The sequence below is a fragment of the Arthrobacter zhangbolii genome (genome assembly GCF_022869865.1).
GTDB lineage: Bacteria > Actinomycetota > Actinomycetes > Actinomycetales > Micrococcaceae > Arthrobacter_B > Arthrobacter_B zhangbolii.
Genome location: NZ_CP094984.1, coordinates 2,393,468 through 2,411,082, shown reverse-complemented (window position 1 = coordinate 2,411,082; position 17,615 = coordinate 2,393,468). Strand labels below are relative to the sequence as shown.

The following is a 17,615-nucleotide window of genomic DNA, read 5'->3' as shown; positions in this document are numbered from 1 at the left end:
ATGCAGGTGGATTTGCCCGGACAGCTTCCCGGCGCCACACTCCTGGCCCCCGGCCGGGAGGTGGCCGTAACGGTCCCGGCCACCAGTGCCAACCTCGGCCCGGGGTTTGATTCCCTGGGCCTTGCGCTCTCGCTGTATGACACAGTCCGGGTACGGACCACCGATGAACCGGGAATCACGGTGCAGGTGGCGGGGGAGGGCGCGGACCAGGTCCCGCTGGATTCCTCGCACCTGGTGGTGCGCACCATCCTCTCCACCCTGGCGGACGCCGGCTACACGGTCCGCGGACTGCACCTGAGTGCGGAGAACGTCATCCCGCACGGCCGCGGGCTTGGATCTTCCGCCGCGGCGATCGTCTCCGGCGTCCTTGCCGCCAATGCGCTCCTGCCGGACGCGGACCGGTTGGACGCCGCACAGGTTTTGCACGCCTGCTCAGCACTGGAGGGCCACCCTGACAATGTGGCACCGGCACTGGCAGGTGACCTCGCGATTTCATGGGAGACCGACGGCGTCTTCCGCTCGGCCCGCGCCGCGGTCCATCCCGACGTGGTGCCGGTGGTGGCAATACCTGCCACCGAGCTGTCCACGGAACGGGCGCGAGGGCTCCTCCCTGCCACCGTTCCGCACCGTACCGCCGCCGCGAACTCGGGCCGTGCCGCGCTTCTGGTCCATGCACTGACCATGGATCCGGCATTCCTGCCGGAGGGGACGCAGGATTTCCTGCACCAGGACTTCCGCGCCCCTGCCATGCCCGCCAGTGCTGCGCTGATCCAGGCACTGCGCTCGGCAGGATTTGCCGCAGCGGTTTCCGGAGCGGGCCCCACCGTCCTGTGCCTTGCCAACGGAGCATCCGCCGCCGCAGCGGCAGAGGAGCTGATGGCCCGCCAGCTGCAGGCAGCCGGTGAAAACTGGCGGGTTCTCCGGCTTGGCGTGGAGCGAGATGGTGCTAGAGTGGAAGTGCACCAGCGGTAATTTTACCGTTCTTGTGCTCCCGCAGGCATGGCCGTCCGTTTCGGGCCGCCCGGGCTTTCGTTGAAGACACTTCGCCGCCCCTGGTGTAACTGCACCCGTTCCGGTGATTTAGTTGACGCAATCGCCTTACCCGCGGAAGTACGGTCTTCGGTGTAGCCTTCATCCGGTACCGCCAAGAAGCGGCGAGTCCCATTGAATGCCGCGTGTTCGGCAGCAAAGCTGACGAAACTCCGTGTGGATTCTTCTAAACAAGGCACCCAGCAGAATCGCCCCTTTTCCGGCCCCGGCCGGATTGTGGCGGACCCGGTCCTATGTCTGATCATCGGTCCGGGGTCAATCACCGCGGCCGGCAATGCGCCGGACCGCCCGACGAGGGGGAAGGATCCTTCGTGACAGATACCACCAGCCTGACTGCAGGCGTGGATTCAGCATCCGCCGGTTCCACCGGCGAGAACACTTCAAAGAGTGCCGGTCTTGCCGGTCTCAAGCTTGCGCAGCTCCAGGCGCTTGCCGGTCAGCTCGGCATCACCGGCGGCTCCCGGATGCGCAAGGGAGACCTGGTCACGGCCATCTCCAACCACCAGCGCGGCGGCGCAGTAGCCGACCGCCCGGTGCGGGGATCCCGTTCCGGCGAAGACGCCGCAGGCAAGGGCGCCGCTGCCGGGTCCGAGTCAGCCCAGGCAGCTCCGGCGAAGTCCGCGGATGCCCCGGCACAGGGCACCGCCACCGAGCGTCCCACGCGGACCCGGAACCGCAACCGCCGCGCGGCCAGTGACGGTGTTGTCACCTCAGCTGCGGCCGAAACCCCCGCTCCGGAGGCTGCACAGCAGGCTCCGCAGGCCGAGACCGCCCCTGAGCGCCCGGCCCGCGAGGACAACGCCCGCGACGAGAACCAGCGTGAGCGCGGCAACCGCCGCAGCCGCAGCCGCCGCAGCGACAGCAGCGAGACCAGCACCTCCGGCGCAGAAGCACAGGACGCCGGCGAGAACCGCGGCAACGCTTCCTCGAACGGCAACGCTTCCTCCAACGGCAGCAATGAGGCAGCGTCCTCCAATGGCGCGTCCCAGGGCAACGGTTCGGAGAACCGCTCCAACGACGACGAGCGCAGCGAACGCCGTGAGCGCCGCAACCGCGACCGCGGCAACAACCGCGACGGCGATAACAACCGCGACGGTGGCAACAACCGCGAGAACAACCGCGACCGCGATAACAACCGCGACGGCGGCAACAACCGCGAGAACAACCGCGACCGCGACAACAACCGCGACGACAACGAAGAGAACGGCCGCGGGCGTAACCGCCGCAACCGGAACCGCAACGATCGCAATGACCGCAACGATCGCAACGACCGTTTCCGGGACCGCAACGAGCGCCGCCGCAACCGTAACCAGAACCCCGAGGTTGACGACGTCGAGGTCACTGATGACGACGTCCTGCTGCCCGTAGCCGGAATCCTGGACGTGCTGGAGAACTACGCCTTTGTGCGTACCTCCGGTTACCTGCCGGGCCCGAACGACGTTTACGTTTCCCTGGCCCAGGTCAAGAAGTACAACCTGCGCAAGGGCGACGCCGTGGTTGGCGCCATCCGTGCACCGCGCGAGGGCGAAAACCAGGGCGGCAACCAGCGCCAGAAGTTCAATGCACTGGTTCGCCTGACCTCCGTCAACGGCAAGCCCGCCGAGGACAACAAGGACCGCGTGGACTTCTCCAAGCTGGTTCCGCTGTACCCCTCCGAGCGCCTGCGCCTGGAGACCTCCGCCAAGGTGATCGGTCCTCGTGTCATTGACCTCGTGGCCCCGATCGGCAAGGGCCAGCGCGGCCTGATCGTCTCCCCGCCGAAGGCGGGCAAGACGCTCATCCTGCAGTCCATTGCCAACGCGATCACCATTAACAACCCGGAAGTCCATCTGATGATGGTCCTGGTTGATGAGCGGCCCGAAGAAGTTACGGACATGCAGCGCACGGTCAAGGGCGAGGTCATTGCCTCCACCTTCGACCGTCCCGCCGATGACCACACCACCGTGGCCGAGCTCGCCATCGAGCGTGCCAAGCGCCTGGTGGAAATGGGCAATGACGTGGTGGTGCTGCTGGACTCCATGACCCGCCTGGGCCGTGCATACAACCTGGCCGCTCCGGCGTCGGGACGTATCCTCTCCGGCGGCGTTGACTCCTCGGCGCTGTACCCGCCGAAGCGTTTCTTCGGTGCTGCCCGCAACATCGAAAACGGCGGCTCGCTGACCATCCTGGCCACCGCGCTTGTCGAGACCGGCTCCAAGATGGATGAAGTCATCTTCGAAGAGTTCAAGGGCACCGGCAACATGGAACTGCGCCTCTCCCGCAACCTGGCGGACAAGCGCATCTTCCCGGCCGTGGATGTCAACGCCTCGGGTACCCGCCGCGAAGAGAACCTGCTGTCTCCGGATGAAGTCAAGATCATGTGGAAGCTGCGCCGCGTTCTCTCCGGCCTGGATACCCAGCAGGCGCTGGAACTGCTGACCGGCAAGATCAAGGAAACCCAGTCCAACGTGGAGTTCCTGATGCAGGTCCAGAAGACCACCCTGGGCAGCAAGGACGACTAGCTGCCTTACAAGCCGCTCATGCTCCGGCCCCCGGTTAACCCGGGGCCGGAGCCTGGGCGGTTTGTCCGTTAACGCAGGACGGCGGAGACTCCGCGCGCCCGCACCCCGCCGGGGCCGATAAACTGCCTGTGGGATACACAGTCGAAAGAGGAACCTAAAACATGTTTGAGTCCATTCAGGGTCTGTTGGATGAGCACGCTGAGCTTCAGCTGCGTCTCTCCGATCCGGCAGTACACGCGGACCAGGGTCTGGCCCGCCGGCTGGGCCGCCGCTACGCCGAGCTCAGCCGGATCGTGGATGCCTACAACCAGTGGCACGGACTCGAGGATGACCTCGCCGCCGCAGCCGAAATGGCAGATGAGGATCCGGAATTCGCCGCCGAAGTGCCTGTCCTGAAGGAACAGCTGGCCGACGCCCAGGAGAAACTGCGCCGCCTGCTCATCCCGCGCGACCCGAACGACGGCCGCGACGTCATCATCGAGGTCAAGGGCGGCGAAGGCGGCGACGAAGCCGCCCTGTTCGCCGGGGACCTGCTGCGCATGTACACCCGCTACGCGGAGCACCGCGGCTGGCGCACCGAGATTATCTCCGCCACCGAGTCCGACCTGGGCGGCTACAAGGACGTTTCCATGGCCATCAAGGGTTCCTCCAATGACCCGGCCGAGGGCGTTTACGCCCGCCTGAAGTACGAAGGCGGCGTGCACCGCGTCCAGCGCGTCCCCGTCACTGAATCCCAGGGCCGGATCCACACGTCCGCTGCCGGTGTGCTGGTGCTGCCCGAAGTCGACGAGCCCGAAGAAGTCGAGATCAACCAGAACGATCTCAAGATCGACGTCTACCGCTCCTCCGGCCCGGGCGGCCAGTCGGTGAACACTACCGACTCCGCCGTGCGCATCACCCACCTGCCCACCGGCATTGTGGTGGCCATGCAGAACGAAAAATCCCAGCTGCAGAACCGTGAAGCCGCCATGCGCGTGCTCCGCTCCCGCATCCTGGCGCACGAGCAGGAGAAGATCGACGCCGCGAATTCCGACATTCGGAAGTCGCAGATCCGCACCATGGACCGTTCCGAGCGGATCCGTACGTACAACTACCCGGAAAACCGGATTGTGGACCACCGCACCGGCTACAAGGCCTACAACCTGGATACCGTGCTGAACGGTGAACTGGAAGCCGTGGTCCAGGCTGCCATTGAAATGGATGAGCAGGCCCGGCTGGACGCCATCGGTGACGAAAGCTAACCCGGCCGGAACCGCCGGGGAAACCCTGGACGCAGCACTTCGGAGCGCGGCGGCACGGCTGGCAGAGGCCGGTGTGCCCTCGCCCCGGGTGGATGCCGAACTGCTTGCCGCACACCTGCTGGGTGAAACCGTGGGCAGGGTACGGGCACTGGCCTTTACCGATGCCCCGCCTCCGGAGGGGTTTTCCGATCTGGTGGCGGAACGCGCTGCGCGGGTTCCGCTGCAGCACATCACCGGCAAGGCCCATTTCCGCTATCTGGAACTCGCCGTGGGGCCCGGTGTGTTTGTGCCCCGTCCGGAAACCGAAACCGTGGCGCAGCTGGCCATTGATGCTGCCCGGCGGACCCCATCACCGAAGGTCGTGGACCTCGGCACCGGTTCCGGGGCCATCGCAGCGGCCGTGGCGTCCGAAGTTCCGGACGCCGAGGTGCATGCCGTGGAGCTCAGCCCGCTCGCCTATGCCTGGGCGGAGCGGAACCTGGCACCGCTGGGCGTCCACCTGGTACAGGGGGACCTGCGCACCGCACTGGGGGAGCACAGCGCCAGTTTCGACGTGGTGGTCTCCAACCCGCCCTACATTCCGGCAGAAGCCGTACCCAACGAACCCGAGGCCGCCGAGCATGACCCGGCGATGGCCCTCTACGGCGGCGGCGCGGACGGGATGGAACTGCCCGCAGCTGCAGCACGCACGGCAGCACGGCTGCTGGTCCCGGGCGGATACTTCGTCATGGAACATGCCGAAGTGCAGGCACCGGCCGTCGCCCGCCTGCTGGCCGCGGACCCGGCATGGACGGACGTCCGTACCCACCTGGACCTCAATGACCGGCCCCGCGCCACATCAGGCATCCGGCGGACCGTCACGGACGAACCCGTGAGAGAAGAACCGATGGCATCCACACGTGAAAGAATGTTGCCGTGAGCACCAGTTATGACTGCACCAACCCCGAAGAACTTAGCGAAGGACTTGCTGCCGCGCAGCAGGCCATTGCCGCAAAGGCATGCATAGTCCTGCCCACTGACACGGTCTACGGAATCGGCGCCGACGCGTTCTCCCCGCAGGCCGTAGCCACCCTGCTTGCCGCCAAGGGCCGCGGGCGGAGCATGCCCCCGCCCGTCCTGATCCCGCGGCTGCAGACCATGGACGGACTCGCCTCGGACATCCCCGAGGATGCCCGGCGCCTTGCCGAAGCCTTCTGGCCCGGTGGCCTGACGCTGATCTTCCATGCCCAGCCCTCGCTGAGCTGGGACTTGGGGGACACCCTGGGAACCGTGGCGCTGCGGATGCCCGATGACAGGATAGCGCTGGACCTGCTCGGGGTCACCGGCCCGCTGGCGGTCTCCTCCGCCAACCGCACCGGATCCCCGGCGGCACAGACCGCGGCCGAGGCACAGGGCCAGCTGGCCGAGTCGGTTGAGGTTTACCTGGAGGCCGGCCACCGCCCGGCGGCCAAGGAAGACGGGATCCCGTCCACCATCGTGGACGCCACCAGCGAGCCGATGCGCGTGGTCCGCCGCGGGGCAGTGAGCCTGGAAGCGCTGCGGGCCGTGGTGCCCGGCATCCTGGACCTGGACGAAGAACCCGAACCGGAACCGGCACCGGAGGCGGCTGCGCCCTCCCTGACCAAGGAATAAAACCGTTCGGAAACAGTCCTCCCGCTAGCTGCGGGAGGACTCGAGAACGTGCTGCACGCGCGGTTCCGGCACGTTGCCGGTGGCTTCAGCCCAGCCCGGTTCCTGGCGCTGCCCAAACCACATCATTTCCACCCGGCGCAGCGGGCCGTGGAAACGTTCCCCGGCGAGTGATGAGACAGCGTACCCGGTACGAAGCACGCCGCGGCAGAACCAGGCGGGGAGCCGGACCGGGCGCCGTCCGCCCGCGGACTCGAGTACGGAGGAGACCGAGGCCTGCTCCCAGGGCTGCAGGACCACCGGCGGCACCGGGCCCATATGCCCGGCGACGGTCAGCACAAAATCCACCAGCGCATGCACGGAACTGACCGGGCTCGGTGCGGTGCCGGGCGCGGCCACAGACGCGAGCGGTGAAGCTGCCAGCCTGGCCAGCTTCGCCGTCGTTGGCCGGCCGGGGCCCTGTACCGAGGTTGCCCGGACGGTAACAACGCTGCATGGCCCGGACTGCCTGACGGCCAGTGCCTGTTCGCCCAGCGCCTTGGCCCGCGAATAGGCGGAGAAGGGTTCAACGTGGCTGCTCTCGTCCAGGAACGGGCGATGCCCCTGGACGGCAGCACTGCTCAGATGGACAAAGCGGCGGACTCCGGCGGCGTCGGCGGCGTCGGCGATCAGCAGGGGCAGCAGGGCGTTTGCGCCACGCAGTTCGGGTGAATCCCCGGCACCGGGAGTAGCGAGTCCGGCGGCGTTGATCACTACGTCCGCATTCGCGAAGGCTTCGGTTAGTGCCTTCCGCTCCGAAACCAGGCCGGCCGCAACGGCTGCCAGAGCCCGCGCATCGGTGGCGTCCGTCCGTAACCGGGGTGCGGCAACCGATCTGACGCGGGCACCGCGTGCGGTGAGTGCGGCATGCACGGAGGAACCGATAAACCCTGAGGCCCCCACCACTACCCAGACGGGTGCGGAGGACGGTACGGAGGCGGAACCGGGGGACTGCGGTGTGGAGGGAGTGCTCAAACCTGCTGCTTTCGTGGTGATGGTTCTTCCAGCGGCGGCATGGGAGTCCAGGCCGGATCCCGCAGGATCCGGCGCGAACCGCGCCACCCGGCCCAAAGCCGTTCCACGCCGTGCAGCGTGTGCTCCACTGCCATCAGGCGCAGCAGTTCCTTGGCAGCGGTCAGGAACGTACCTATCCCGAAGCCCACCGGACTGAACCGGCCGTGCGCCTGCAGATAGCGGGCGGTGTGTCCGCGGTTGCGCATGGAGGTGAAACGGCCCAGATTGCTGGAATCGTTCAGGTGGCGGATGCCGAGGTCGATCTGTTTCTGCGGGCGGACCTTGCGCAGTACAAACTCGTTGACGTACGCCACGGGCCGGTCCAGGGATGCCAGCCAGCCGTACATCAGGTCATCGCCGTTGATGAAATACCGTGCGTCCGGCAGCCCGATCCGGCGGACCTGCGCGGCACTGATGAGCATGCCTTCAAAGCAGCCCACGTTGGTTTCGAAGACAGGGGAGTCGCGGAAGACGTTGCCGCGCACCGGCAGGTGCACGCCGAGGAACGGCACAAAGCGGTGCTGCCAGAAGAACGGCGCCCCGGCGTCGTCGTACCGGCGGCCGTGGATGCATTCGTAACGGCCGGTCCACTTGCGCAGTGAGGCCACGGCACCGGGGAGGACCTCGACGTCGTCATCCATAAGCCACAGCCACTGCGCCCCGGCGGCCAGTGCGGCCTCGGTGCCGGCCGCAAATCCGCCGGCGCCGCCGGTATTGGTCTCCAGCCGGATGGACTGCAGCGGAACGGGGAAATCCGCCCTGGCTGCCGCCACCACCTCGGGGGTGTCATCGGTGCTGGCGTTGTCCACGACCAGCACCGCGGCCGGGGCCGGATCGAGCGCACGGATGCTCTGCAGCAGGCCGGCCAGGAAACCGGAACGGTTGAACGTGGCGATGACAATGGTCAGTGCGGCCTCTTCGGCCGCCAGGCCCTGCACGGCGGACATGGCTAGAACCCGAAGTCCGACGGAGGTCCGAAGCGGCGGCCGCCCAGGCCCGCTGCGTAGGCGCGCAGCCAGCTGACAAATCCCTTGGGATCCCTCGTCCGGGCAAAGTGGACCGGGTAGCCCACGGTGTCGGCAACCAGTGACCTGACCCGCCGGTACCGGCGGGTCAGGTGGCCCCGGTTGCGGTAGAAATAAAACTGCTTGAACGCGTTTTCCGGAACCAGCACGTGCATCCGGTCACCCAGCACAGGCTGGACCTCGGCCCAGGCGGCAGGATGGGTCAGCGCCACCGTGGTGACCGTGCCGAACTCCACGCCGGCGCGCCGCAGCCGGATCATAAAATCTGTTTCGTCGCCGCGGATGAACAGCCGCAGGTCCGGGAGGCCCACCCGGTAGAACACATCGGCACGGATCAATGCGCCGTTGAAGAAATGACCCACGTTGGGCAGGAAACCCCGTTCGGCCACCAGCGCGCGGTCGTGGGTGAGCTTGCCGTCGATGCGGAAGTGGAAGGAAAGGGTGTCGGGTGCGCCGGGAGCGACCACCAGCGGCAGGACAACGTCCAATCCGCGTTCCTTTGCCGCTGCCAGAAGAGTGGCGACACATTCGGGATCTTCAGGATGGGCGTCGTCGTCCATGATCCAGATCCATTCGGCCCCTGAAGCCATTGCTGAGAGAATAGCCAGGGAGAATCCGCCGGCACCGCCGAGGTTGGTGTTGGACCGGATGTAGTCGACCGGGGCGGACGAGTCTTCGGCGATATCCTTAACCGGGCTCTTTCCGGAGTCCACCAGGGCCACGGATGTGATGTTTCCGGTCTGCGCGGCCAGGGCTTCCAAGAGCGTCTTGACGTCGTCGGGGCGGTCGAAGGTGACCGCCGCTACCGCCACTGAGTCCGGCAAGATGTTCCTTTCGAAGCACCCCGGAGCATCGGCCAAAGCCGAAACAGGAGAGGGTGTGCAGTTAGTATGCTGAATAGATTCCAGTCTATTACACCGGATTCTTCCACCAGTTCTATGCACCACCGAGAAGAGAGCCGGGTATCGACCCGTTGAGGACCATGAGGCAAAAACCTACGGACAACAAGAGCCTTCCCCGGGGGGAAAAGCCGGTTCTGTGGCTCTGGTCGCAGTACATGCTGGACTCGCTGGCATGGATCGTGTCCATCGTGCTTGCCCTGGTGCTGCGCTATGAACTGACCGTGGAGCAGATCAGCCCCGGCGGCCTTGCGGTCTTCTGCGGCGTCGCGGTGCTGACCCAGCTCATTGTCGGCTACTCGTTTGCGCTGTACCGCGGACGCTACAGTTTCGGCAGCTTCCATGAGATGCGCCTGCTGGCCGTCGTTACGCTGATTGTCTCCGCCATCCTGGTCCTCGCCAGCGCCCTGTTCGGCCTGGTCATCGATATTCCGCGCAGCACCGGCATGATCGCGTTCCCGTTCGCCTGCCTGTTTATGGCTGCCATCCGGTACGTGAAGCGGATGTATGTGGAAAGCCGTGCCCGGCCGGGCGAGGAAGCACAGCGTGCGCTCGTCTACGGTGCAGGCTTCCTCGGCAACTCCCTGGTCTCGCGGATGATGAAGGATCCCGAATCCCCGTATTACCCCGTCGGCCTGGTTGATGATGATCCGGCCAAGAAGCACCTGCGGCTGGCCACCGTTCCCGTTCTGGGCAAGCTGGTTGACCTCCCCGAGCTGGTGCACCGGACCCGTGCCACGGTATTGATCGTGGCGATGGCGGACATCGAGGCCAAGCAGGTGCGCGAAATCTCCGACCGAGCCGAAGGCCTGGACCTGCGGGTGCTGGTGCTTCCCCCGCTCAAGGACATGCTGGCCAAGGGCGACGGCGCCGGGTTGACCGACTTCCGCGACGTCGCCGTGGAGGACCTGATCGGACGGCGTCCCGTGGATATTCACGTGGACGAGGTGGCCGGCTACCTTTCGGGCAAAAAGGTGCTGGTAACCGGTGCCGGCGGCTCCATCGGTTCCGAGCTCTGCCGGCAGATCACGGCCTTCAACCCCGGTGAGCTGATCATGGTGGACCGGGATGAAACCGGCCTGCAGCTCACCCAGCTCTCCATCACCGGCCGCGGCCTGCTGGACGGCCGGGACACGGTCCTTGCGGACATCCGCGACCCCGACGCGCTGGAGAAGATCTTCCGCGAACGCCGTCCCGACGTCGTTTTCCACGCTGCCGCGCTCAAGCATGTGTCCCTGCTCGAGCAGTACCCGCACGAAGCCTGGAAGACCAACGTGCTGGGCACCGCCAACGTCCTGGCAGCCGCCCGCAAGGCGGACGTACGCCACTTCGTGAACATCTCCACGGACAAGGCGGCAAACCCCACCACCGTCCTGGGCCACTCCAAGCGCGTGGCCGAGAAACTCACTGCGTGGATGGCCCGGGCCACGGGGGAGCGGTACGTCTCCGTCCGCTTCGGCAACGTGATTGGCAGCCGCGGCTCCATGCTGCCGCTGTTCAGCGAGCAGATCCGCCAGGGCGGCCCGGTGACGGTGACCGACCCCGAGGTGACGCGCTTCTTTATGACCATCCCCGAGGCCTGCCAGCTGGTGATCCAGGCCGGAGCCATCGGCCGCGGCGGCGAGGTCATGATCCTGGACATGGGCGAGCCCGTGAAAATCCTCGACGTCGCCCGCCGGATGATTGCCATGTCCGGTAAGGACGTGGAGATAGTCTTCACCGGTCTGCGGCAGGGCGAAAAGATGCACGAAATCCTGGTGGGCACCGGTGAGGAGGATTCCCGGCCCTTCCATCCCAAGATCTCCCACGCTTCCGTGGCCGTGCTTGACCCGGAGGAGCTGGACCTTTCCGACTGGCTGCAGCGCTGCGGCCTCGACACCCCGCCCGGCGGTGTGGTCCGTATGCCCGACACCGGTGCGGACGCCGACGCCGACGGTTCCTACCATGAACGGCGGACAGGCTGATGCTTTTGGTGCTGTGCGTAGCCGTCGCGTTCTTCGCGAGCCTGCTGCTGCCGTTCCTTTTTATTCCGCTGCTGCGCCGGCTGGGCGTGCTCGACGTGCCCAATGAACGTTCCTCCCACTCCACCGTGGTGATCCGCGGGGTGGGGGTTACCGTGGCCGCCGGGCTGCTGGCGGGACTGGTGCTGTCCCTGCTCACGGGCGTGGTGGCCGTGGACCGTTCCATCGTTGCCATCCTTATTGCAATCATCGGCCTGGCGTCCCTGCTGGGCTGGATCGAAGACTGGCGGGGAGTTTCCGTCCGCGCCCGGGCCGGAAGCCAGGTCCTGATCGGACTGGCGGGAACAGCAGCCCTCGCCTGGACCATGGAACAGAGCTGGTGGTGGGTTCCCGTCGGGGCACTTGCCATTGCCGGCTACATCAACGTGGCCAACTTCATGGACGGCATCAACGGCATTTCGGGGCTGCACGGTGTGGCCGTTGGAGCGCTGTACTCCGTGAGCGGCGTGCTCTCAGACCATATGTGGCTTACCGTGGCCGGCGCCGTAACAGCTGCCGCCTTTGCCGCGTTCCTGCCGTGGAACCTCGGCCGGGGACAGGTGTTCCTGGGTGACGTCGGCAGCTACCTCCTGGGAGCCGCGATCGCCGGCACCGCAGTTGCCGCGTTCCTGGCCGGCGTGTACATCGAGTACCTGCTGTTCCCGATCCTCATTTACCTGGTGGATACCTTCTCCACCCTTCTTCGGCGTGTGCGCCGGGGGGAGCGCTGGTATACCGCGCACCGCCAGCACGTGTACCAGCGCCTCACCGACTGCGGGCTTAGCCACATCCAGGTTTCCCTGTTCGTCACGGCCTGCACCCTCGCCGTTGGCGGAACCGGCCTGCTGACGGCCGGTGCCGGCGCCGGGGCTACGTCCGCAGGGGTGCTCTTCGCCGTAGCCGTGGTGGTGTTCTACCTGAGCTCCCCGCGCCTCTTTGCCCGCCGGTACGTGGCCTAGCTGTACCCGGACGCGACACCGCCTTCCGGAGGGCACACGCCCGGCCGTCACGCTGTCAACGGCTTCTTCTATGTACTGTAGAATTCAAGGGTCGCGGTAGCCCGCGCCTTATCCAAACCCATCACAGCCCAGGCAAGGAAGACTGCCCACACCATGAGATCCGAAGACGGTTCCCGCTCCGGCGGGTACCTGACCCCCTCCGGGCCAACGGCGGCCCCCTGGCTGGGGATCCTCAGGGCGGCGTTTCTCCTGACCGGTGCTGCCGCGGTTCTCGCCGCAGCGGCGGCCGCAGTCCTCACGGGTCCAGGCGCAGCAGCGAGTTCGCTGCTGGGGTGGTTCCTGATTGCGGCTTTCTTCGGCATCAGCCTTTTGGTCGGCCATTTCGTGGGCCGCAGCAATCCGTCAGGTGCCATTGGAATGTTCGCGGTTACCTATGCCATTAAGATTGTCGGTTTTGCCGCCATTCTTTTCGGTCTGGGCACCCCGGAATGGCTGCACCGGGAATGGTTCAGCCTCACAGCCGTAGGCGCTGTGGTGCTTTGGCAGGCTGCTGAGGTCCGTGCATATTCGCGGACACGGCACCTGATATACGCAGACATTCCCGACGAGACCACCAAAGGAGCCGGACATGCCTAAGAAACAGCCCGTACCCGTGGCCTTCCAGGCACCGCCGTCCCGCCGCAAGGAAGCACTGCAGTATGTGCTGGCGGGAATCATCGCCTTGGGTTTGATAGGGTGGAGCCTGGATAGTCTCCTGGGAACTCGCTGGATTTTACCGGCCGGTATCGTCTTGGGTGCGGTGAGTGGCTACTATGTGGCCGCCGCGCACAGGCGCACCCCGGGTGCGGACCGGCCCACCACGGGCGGAAAACAGCCGGATACGGATAAATCGAATTGACTTCACAAAACCTGAATAGAGGGCGCACCTCGCGCGTGCCCGCCAATGATATGCCCAACGATGGACACAGCAGAGAGGAAACGCGTTGATCGCGCTTGCGCTTCCCGCCTCCAATGACGAGGGATTCGTTTCACCCACCCTCGAAGACATGCACCTCCCTGAGATCCTTCCATGGGGCGCCCCGACCGGTGAGGGTTTCGGTAAGCAGATGCTGCTTATCCTGATCTCCGTCATCATTATCAGCTGGTTCTTTATTGCCGCTGCGCGCAAGCGCCAGCTGGTGCCGGGCCGGCTGCAGTTCCTGGGTGAGTTCGGCTACAACATGGTCCGGAACTCGATCGGCCGGGACATTATCGGTGAAAAGGACTTCCGGGCGTTCACCCCGCTGTTGTTCTCGCTCTTCTTCTTCATCCTGATCAACAACCTCTGGGGCAGCATTCCGCTGGCACAGCTGCCGACCACCTCACACGTGGGAACGGCCTACGCCCTCGCCGGCATCGTCTACTTCACCTGGATCATCCTGGGCATCAAGAAGCACGGTATTTCGTACTTCAAGTTCGCCGTGGTTCCCTCCGGCGTACCGATGGCCATCCTGCCGCTCGTAGTGCTGATCGAAATCATCTCCACCTTCCTGGTCCGTCCGATCACGCACAGCCTGCGACTCTTCGCGACCATGCTGTCGGGCCACCTCATCATCATGCTGGCGGCAACCGGAACCGAGTTCCTGCTGCTGGAGGCTGAAGGACTGCTGAAGCCGCTGGGTGTCCTCACCCTGGTTGGCGGCGTTGGCATGTTCCTGTTCGAAGTTTTGATCCAGTGCCTGCAGGCCTACGTCTTTACCCTGCTGACTGCGATCTACATCCAAGGCTCCCTGGCCGAGGAACACTAAACCTCCCCTCACCGGGGAAACCCCTGAACCAAACAACCTGCCTGCGGGCATCTTGAAAGGAACATCCATAATGGAAATCTCCATCGACGGCAACCTCAACCTCATCGGCTACGGTCTGTCCGCCATCGGCGGCGCCATCGGCGTGGGTCTGGTCTTCGCTGCCTACATCAACGGCGTTGCACGCCAGCCGGAAGCACAGCGCGTTCTGCAGCCCATCGCCTTCCTGGGCCTGGCGCTGACCGAAGCACTGGCTATCCTTGGTCTGGTTTTCGCGTTCGTTCTCTAACTTCAGCGCGTATTTTCCTAACCAAGTAGATAGGACGGATGGTAAATGAACGAGGCACTAATCCTCGCCGCTGAAGAAGGCGCGAATCCTCTGGTCCCAAACATCTGGGAGATCCTCGTAACACTGCTTGGCTTCGCTGCGCTGATGTACATCGTGGTCAAGTTCGTCGTCCCGATGTTCGAGAAGACGTATGCAGAGCGTACCGAGGCCATCGAAGGCGGACTCAAGAAGGCTGAAGCCGCCCAGGCAGAAGCCAGCGCAGCTCTGGATGAATACAAGCAGCAGCTGATCGACGCCCGCACCGAGGCCAACCGGATCCGTGAGGAAGCACGCGCCGAAGGCGCCCAGATCCTTGCCGACCTCAAGGCCAAGGCCGGCGCCGAGTCCGCCCGCATCATGGAACAGTCCCACGTCGCCATTGAGGCGGAACGGCAGGCAGCTGTCGTTGCGCTTCGCAGCGAAGTGGGAACCCTCGCCACGGAACTGGCCAGCAAGATCGTTGGCGAGTCCCTCGCCGACGACGCGCGTGCAGCCCGTGTCGTTGACCGCTTCCTTGACGACCTGGAAACCCAGAACGCAGGTGCGGTCCAGTAATGGCAGGTATATCGAGCGAGTCACTGGCCGCGGCACAGGAAAAGCTGGAAACCATGCTTCCCGGCGCACGCCTGTCCCTGGCTGAGGAACTCTTTGGAATTCTGGGCCTGCTGGACAGCGATGCTGGACTGCTGCGTGCCCTGACGGATCCGGCTCGTGAAGCCTCTGCCAAGGCAGCCCTGGTCTCCAAGCTGGTGGGCGGCAAGGTTTCGACCGACGCCGAGCAGCTTGTTGCTTCTCTGGTGGAGTCCCGGTGGCGCAACCCGCGCGACATGGGCGACGCCCTGGAAACCCTGGGTGCAACGGTTGTTTCCGCAGTGGCGGAAAACAAGGGCCCCGGCCTCTCCGGCCTGGAAGATCTGGAAAGCGATCTGTTCCGGTTCAACCAGGTTGTAGCAGCCAACCACGAGGTCCAGCGGGCCCTGCAGGAACGGCAGGCTTCGGCCGAGGCGCGTTCCGCGCTGGCCATGAAGCTGGTACCCGGCATGGGAGCCGAAGCAAAGGTGCTGGTGAAGCAGGCAGTTACCGCCCCGCGCGGACTGCGTCCTTCGGCACTGGTCACCCGGTTCATGGAACTGGTAGCCGGCCGGCAGCAGCGGTGGATTGCAGAAGTGCAGTCGAGCCGCCCGCTGACGCAGGAGCAGCAGAAGCGTCTGCAGTCCTCTCTCAACGGACTGTATGGCCGTGAGCTGAAGATTAACGTCAACGTAGACCCGACGATTCTGGGCGGCATCCGTGTCACAGTGGGGGATGAAGTAGTTGATTCCACTGTCACGACACGACTGACCGAACTGCGCCGAAAGCTCGCTGTCTAGTCACCTTCAGGGCCGGCAACGGCCAGAGAAACAATTGAGAACCAATCACGGTCATCGGAAGTAAGCGATGATCACAACATAGGAGAGCAGGGACTGCAGATGGCCGAATTGACCATCAACGCCGACGACGTCCGTAATGCGTTGAACGAATTCGCGGCGTCCTACGAACCCGGAAACGCAGAGCGCGTTGAAGTTGGCCGGGTAACCACCGCCAGCGACGGCATCGCCCGTGTGGAGGGCCTGCCCTCCGTTATGGCGAACGAGCTGCTTCGGTTTGAGGACGGCACGCTGGGCCTGGCCCAGAACCTGGACACCCGTGAAATCGGTGTCGTGGTACTTGGCGATTTCGCCGGTATCGAAGAAGGCCAGGAAGTACACCGCACCGGTGAAGTCCTGTCCGTACCCGTAGGCGACGCCTTCCTGGGCCGCGTAGTCGACCCGCTGGGCGAGCCGATGGATGACCTGGGCCCGATCCAGGCTGAAGCGCGCCGTGCACTGGAACTCCAGGCCCCCGGCGTTACCCAGCGTAAGTCGGTCCACGAGCCCCTCCAGACCGGCCTCAAGGCAATCGACGCCATGATCCCGATCGGTCGCGGCCAGCGCCAGCTGATCATTGGTGACCGCAAGACGGGTAAGACCGCCATTGCCGTGGACACCATCCTGAACCAGAAGGCCAACTGGGAGTCCGGCGACGTCCAGAAGCAGGTTCGCTGCATCTACGTTGCCATCGGCCAGAAGGCTTCCACGATCGCTGAAATCAAGCGCACGCTGGAAGACCAGGGCGCCATGGAGTACACCACCATCGTGGCCTCCCCGGCATCCGACCCCGCAGGCTTCAAGTACCTGGCACCGTACGCAGGCTCGGCCATCGGCCAGCACTGGATGTACGGCGGCAAGCACGTCCTGATCATCTTTGATGATCTCTCCAAGCAGGCTGAAGCCTACCGCGCCGTGTCGCTGCTGCTGCGCCGCCCGCCGGGACGCGAAGCCTACCCGGGCGACGTCTTCTACTTGCACTCCCGCCTCCTGGAGCGTTGCGCCAAGCTCTCCGACGAGCTCGGTGCAGGCTCGATGACCGGCCTGCCGATCATCGAAACCAAGGCAAATGACGTCTCGGCCTACATCCCGACCAACGTTATCTCCATCACCGACGGCCAGATCTTCCTGCAGTCGGACCTCTTCAACGCCAACCAGCGCCCCGCCGTCGACGTCGGTATTTCCGTGTCCCGCGTCGGTGGTGCAGCGCAGCAGAAGGCCATGAAGAAGGTCTCCGGTACGTTGAAGCTGGAACTGGCCCAGTACCGCGACATGCAGGCATTCGCCATGTTCGCCTCGGACCTGGATGCGGCTTCCCGCCAGCAGCTGACCCGCGGTGCACGCCTGATGGAACTGCTCAAGCAGGGCCAGTACGCTCCGTTCCCGGTGGAAGACCAGGTTGTCTCCATCTGGATGGGCACCAACGGCTACCTGGATGACGTTCCGGTAGAGGACGTCCGCCGCTTCGAGACCGAGTTCCTGGAGCACGTACGCCACTCCTCGTCCGTCATGACCGTCCTGGCCGAGACGAACAAGCTCGAGGATTCCACGGTCGATGAGATGAAGAACCTCATCACCAACTTCAAGCAGGGCTTCTTCGGTGAAGGTGACAACCGCATGGTTGCCGCCGGCAACGAAGAGACCTCCGCCTTGGACGAGGACTCCGTAGACCAGGAAAAGATCGTCAAGCAGAAGCGCTAGCGGTTTGGTGTTCCGCTGCCGGGCCCGGTGCCCGGCAGC

17 protein-coding genes are annotated in these 17,615 nt (G+C 65.0%); 14 read left to right on the top strand and 3 right to left on the bottom strand.

Annotated features, from left to right (window positions below; translation table 11 throughout):
* The 5 genes from thrB (at position 1) to MUK71_RS11170 (ending at position 6,424) form a co-directional block, all read left to right on the top strand.
* Positions 1-972, top strand: a complete 972-nt coding sequence (gene thrB / locus MUK71_RS11190; protein WP_227903365.1) for a homoserine kinase — start codon at positions 1-3, stop codon at positions 970-972.
* Between the two features lie 389 nt (positions 973-1,361).
* Positions 1,362-3,551, top strand: coding sequence for a transcription termination factor Rho (gene rho / locus MUK71_RS11185; protein WP_227903364.1), 2,190 nt, complete (start codon positions 1,362-1,364; stop codon positions 3,549-3,551).
* Between the two features lie 161 nt (positions 3,552-3,712).
* Positions 3,713-4,792: a peptide chain release factor 1 gene (gene prfA / locus MUK71_RS11180; RefSeq protein ID WP_227903363.1), complete on the top strand. Its 1,080-nt coding sequence runs from the start codon at positions 3,713-3,715 to the stop codon at positions 4,790-4,792.
* The gene (gene prmC / locus MUK71_RS11175; protein ID WP_423724626.1) at positions 4,752-5,711 is read left to right on the top strand and encodes a peptide chain release factor N(5)-glutamine methyltransferase; all 960 of its coding nucleotides are present in this window, start codon (positions 4,752-4,754) and stop codon (positions 5,709-5,711) included. The genes prfA and prmC overlap by 41 nt, the downstream gene beginning before the upstream one ends.
* Complete coding sequence (locus MUK71_RS11170; RefSeq protein WP_227929490.1) at positions 5,708-6,424, top strand: L-threonylcarbamoyladenylate synthase; 717 nt, start codon at positions 5,708-5,710, stop codon at positions 6,422-6,424. Before prmC ends, MUK71_RS11170 begins: the two co-directional genes overlap by 4 nt.
* Before the next feature lie 24 nt (positions 6,425-6,448).
* Here the strand turns inward: MUK71_RS11170 and MUK71_RS11165 are convergent, their stop codons facing one another.
* Genes MUK71_RS11165 through MUK71_RS11155 form a run of 3 tightly spaced genes read right to left on the bottom strand, consistent with a single transcriptional unit; the run spans position 6,449 to position 9,323 of the window.
* On the bottom strand, positions 6,449-7,435 hold the full coding sequence (locus MUK71_RS11165; protein WP_227929491.1) for an NAD-dependent epimerase/dehydratase family protein: 987 nt from the start codon (positions 7,433-7,435) through the stop codon (positions 6,449-6,451).
* Positions 7,432-8,421, bottom strand: a complete 990-nt coding sequence (locus MUK71_RS11160) for a glycosyltransferase (protein ID WP_227929492.1) — start codon at positions 8,419-8,421, stop codon at positions 7,432-7,434. The genes MUK71_RS11165 and MUK71_RS11160 overlap by 4 nt, the downstream gene beginning before the upstream one ends.
* A 2-nt stretch (positions 8,422-8,423) precedes the next feature.
* Positions 8,424-9,323: a glycosyltransferase gene (locus tag MUK71_RS11155; RefSeq protein WP_227929493.1), complete on the bottom strand. Its 900-nt coding sequence runs from the start codon at positions 9,321-9,323 to the stop codon at positions 8,424-8,426.
* A gap of 158 nt (positions 9,324-9,481) precedes the next feature.
* On the opposite strand from MUK71_RS11155, the gene MUK71_RS11150 reads away from it, so the two are divergent.
* From MUK71_RS11150 to atpA, 9 genes are all read left to right on the top strand, one after another.
* Complete coding sequence (locus MUK71_RS11150) at positions 9,482-11,362, top strand: polysaccharide biosynthesis protein (protein WP_227903356.1); 1,881 nt, start codon at positions 9,482-9,484, stop codon at positions 11,360-11,362.
* The gene (locus MUK71_RS11145) at positions 11,362-12,357 is read left to right on the top strand and encodes an MraY family glycosyltransferase (RefSeq protein ID WP_227929494.1); all 996 of its coding nucleotides are present in this window, start codon (positions 11,362-11,364) and stop codon (positions 12,355-12,357) included. Before MUK71_RS11150 ends, MUK71_RS11145 begins: the two co-directional genes overlap by 1 nt.
* A 153-nt stretch (positions 12,358-12,510) precedes the next feature.
* Positions 12,511-12,993, top strand: coding sequence for a hypothetical protein (locus tag MUK71_RS11140; protein WP_227903354.1), 483 nt, complete (start codon positions 12,511-12,513; stop codon positions 12,991-12,993).
* Complete coding sequence (locus MUK71_RS11135; RefSeq protein WP_227903352.1) at positions 12,986-13,255, top strand: AtpZ/AtpI family protein; 270 nt, start codon at positions 12,986-12,988, stop codon at positions 13,253-13,255. Before MUK71_RS11140 ends, MUK71_RS11135 begins: the two co-directional genes overlap by 8 nt.
* A gap of 85 nt (positions 13,256-13,340) precedes the next feature.
* A complete protein-coding gene (atpB, locus tag MUK71_RS11130) occupies positions 13,341-14,144 on the top strand; it encodes a F0F1 ATP synthase subunit A (protein WP_227903351.1) in 804 nt (267 codons plus the stop codon).
* Positions 14,145-14,214: 70 nt separating this feature from the next.
* Complete coding sequence (gene atpE / locus MUK71_RS11125; protein ID WP_146361523.1) at positions 14,215-14,430, top strand: ATP synthase F0 subunit C; 216 nt, start codon at positions 14,215-14,217, stop codon at positions 14,428-14,430.
* 45 nt (positions 14,431-14,475) lie between these two features.
* Complete coding sequence (locus MUK71_RS11120; protein WP_227903349.1) at positions 14,476-15,024, top strand: F0F1 ATP synthase subunit B; 549 nt, start codon at positions 14,476-14,478, stop codon at positions 15,022-15,024.
* Complete coding sequence (locus MUK71_RS11115) at positions 15,024-15,839, top strand: F0F1 ATP synthase subunit delta (protein WP_227903348.1); 816 nt, start codon at positions 15,024-15,026, stop codon at positions 15,837-15,839. Before MUK71_RS11120 ends, MUK71_RS11115 begins: the two co-directional genes overlap by 1 nt.
* Positions 15,840-15,938: 99 nt before the next feature.
* Positions 15,939-17,576 carry a F0F1 ATP synthase subunit alpha gene (gene atpA, locus MUK71_RS11110; protein ID WP_227903347.1) on the top strand — a complete coding sequence of 546 codons (1,638 nt, stop codon included), beginning with the start codon at positions 15,939-15,941 and terminating at the stop codon, positions 17,574-17,576.
* Positions 17,577-17,615: the final 39 nt, after the last annotated feature.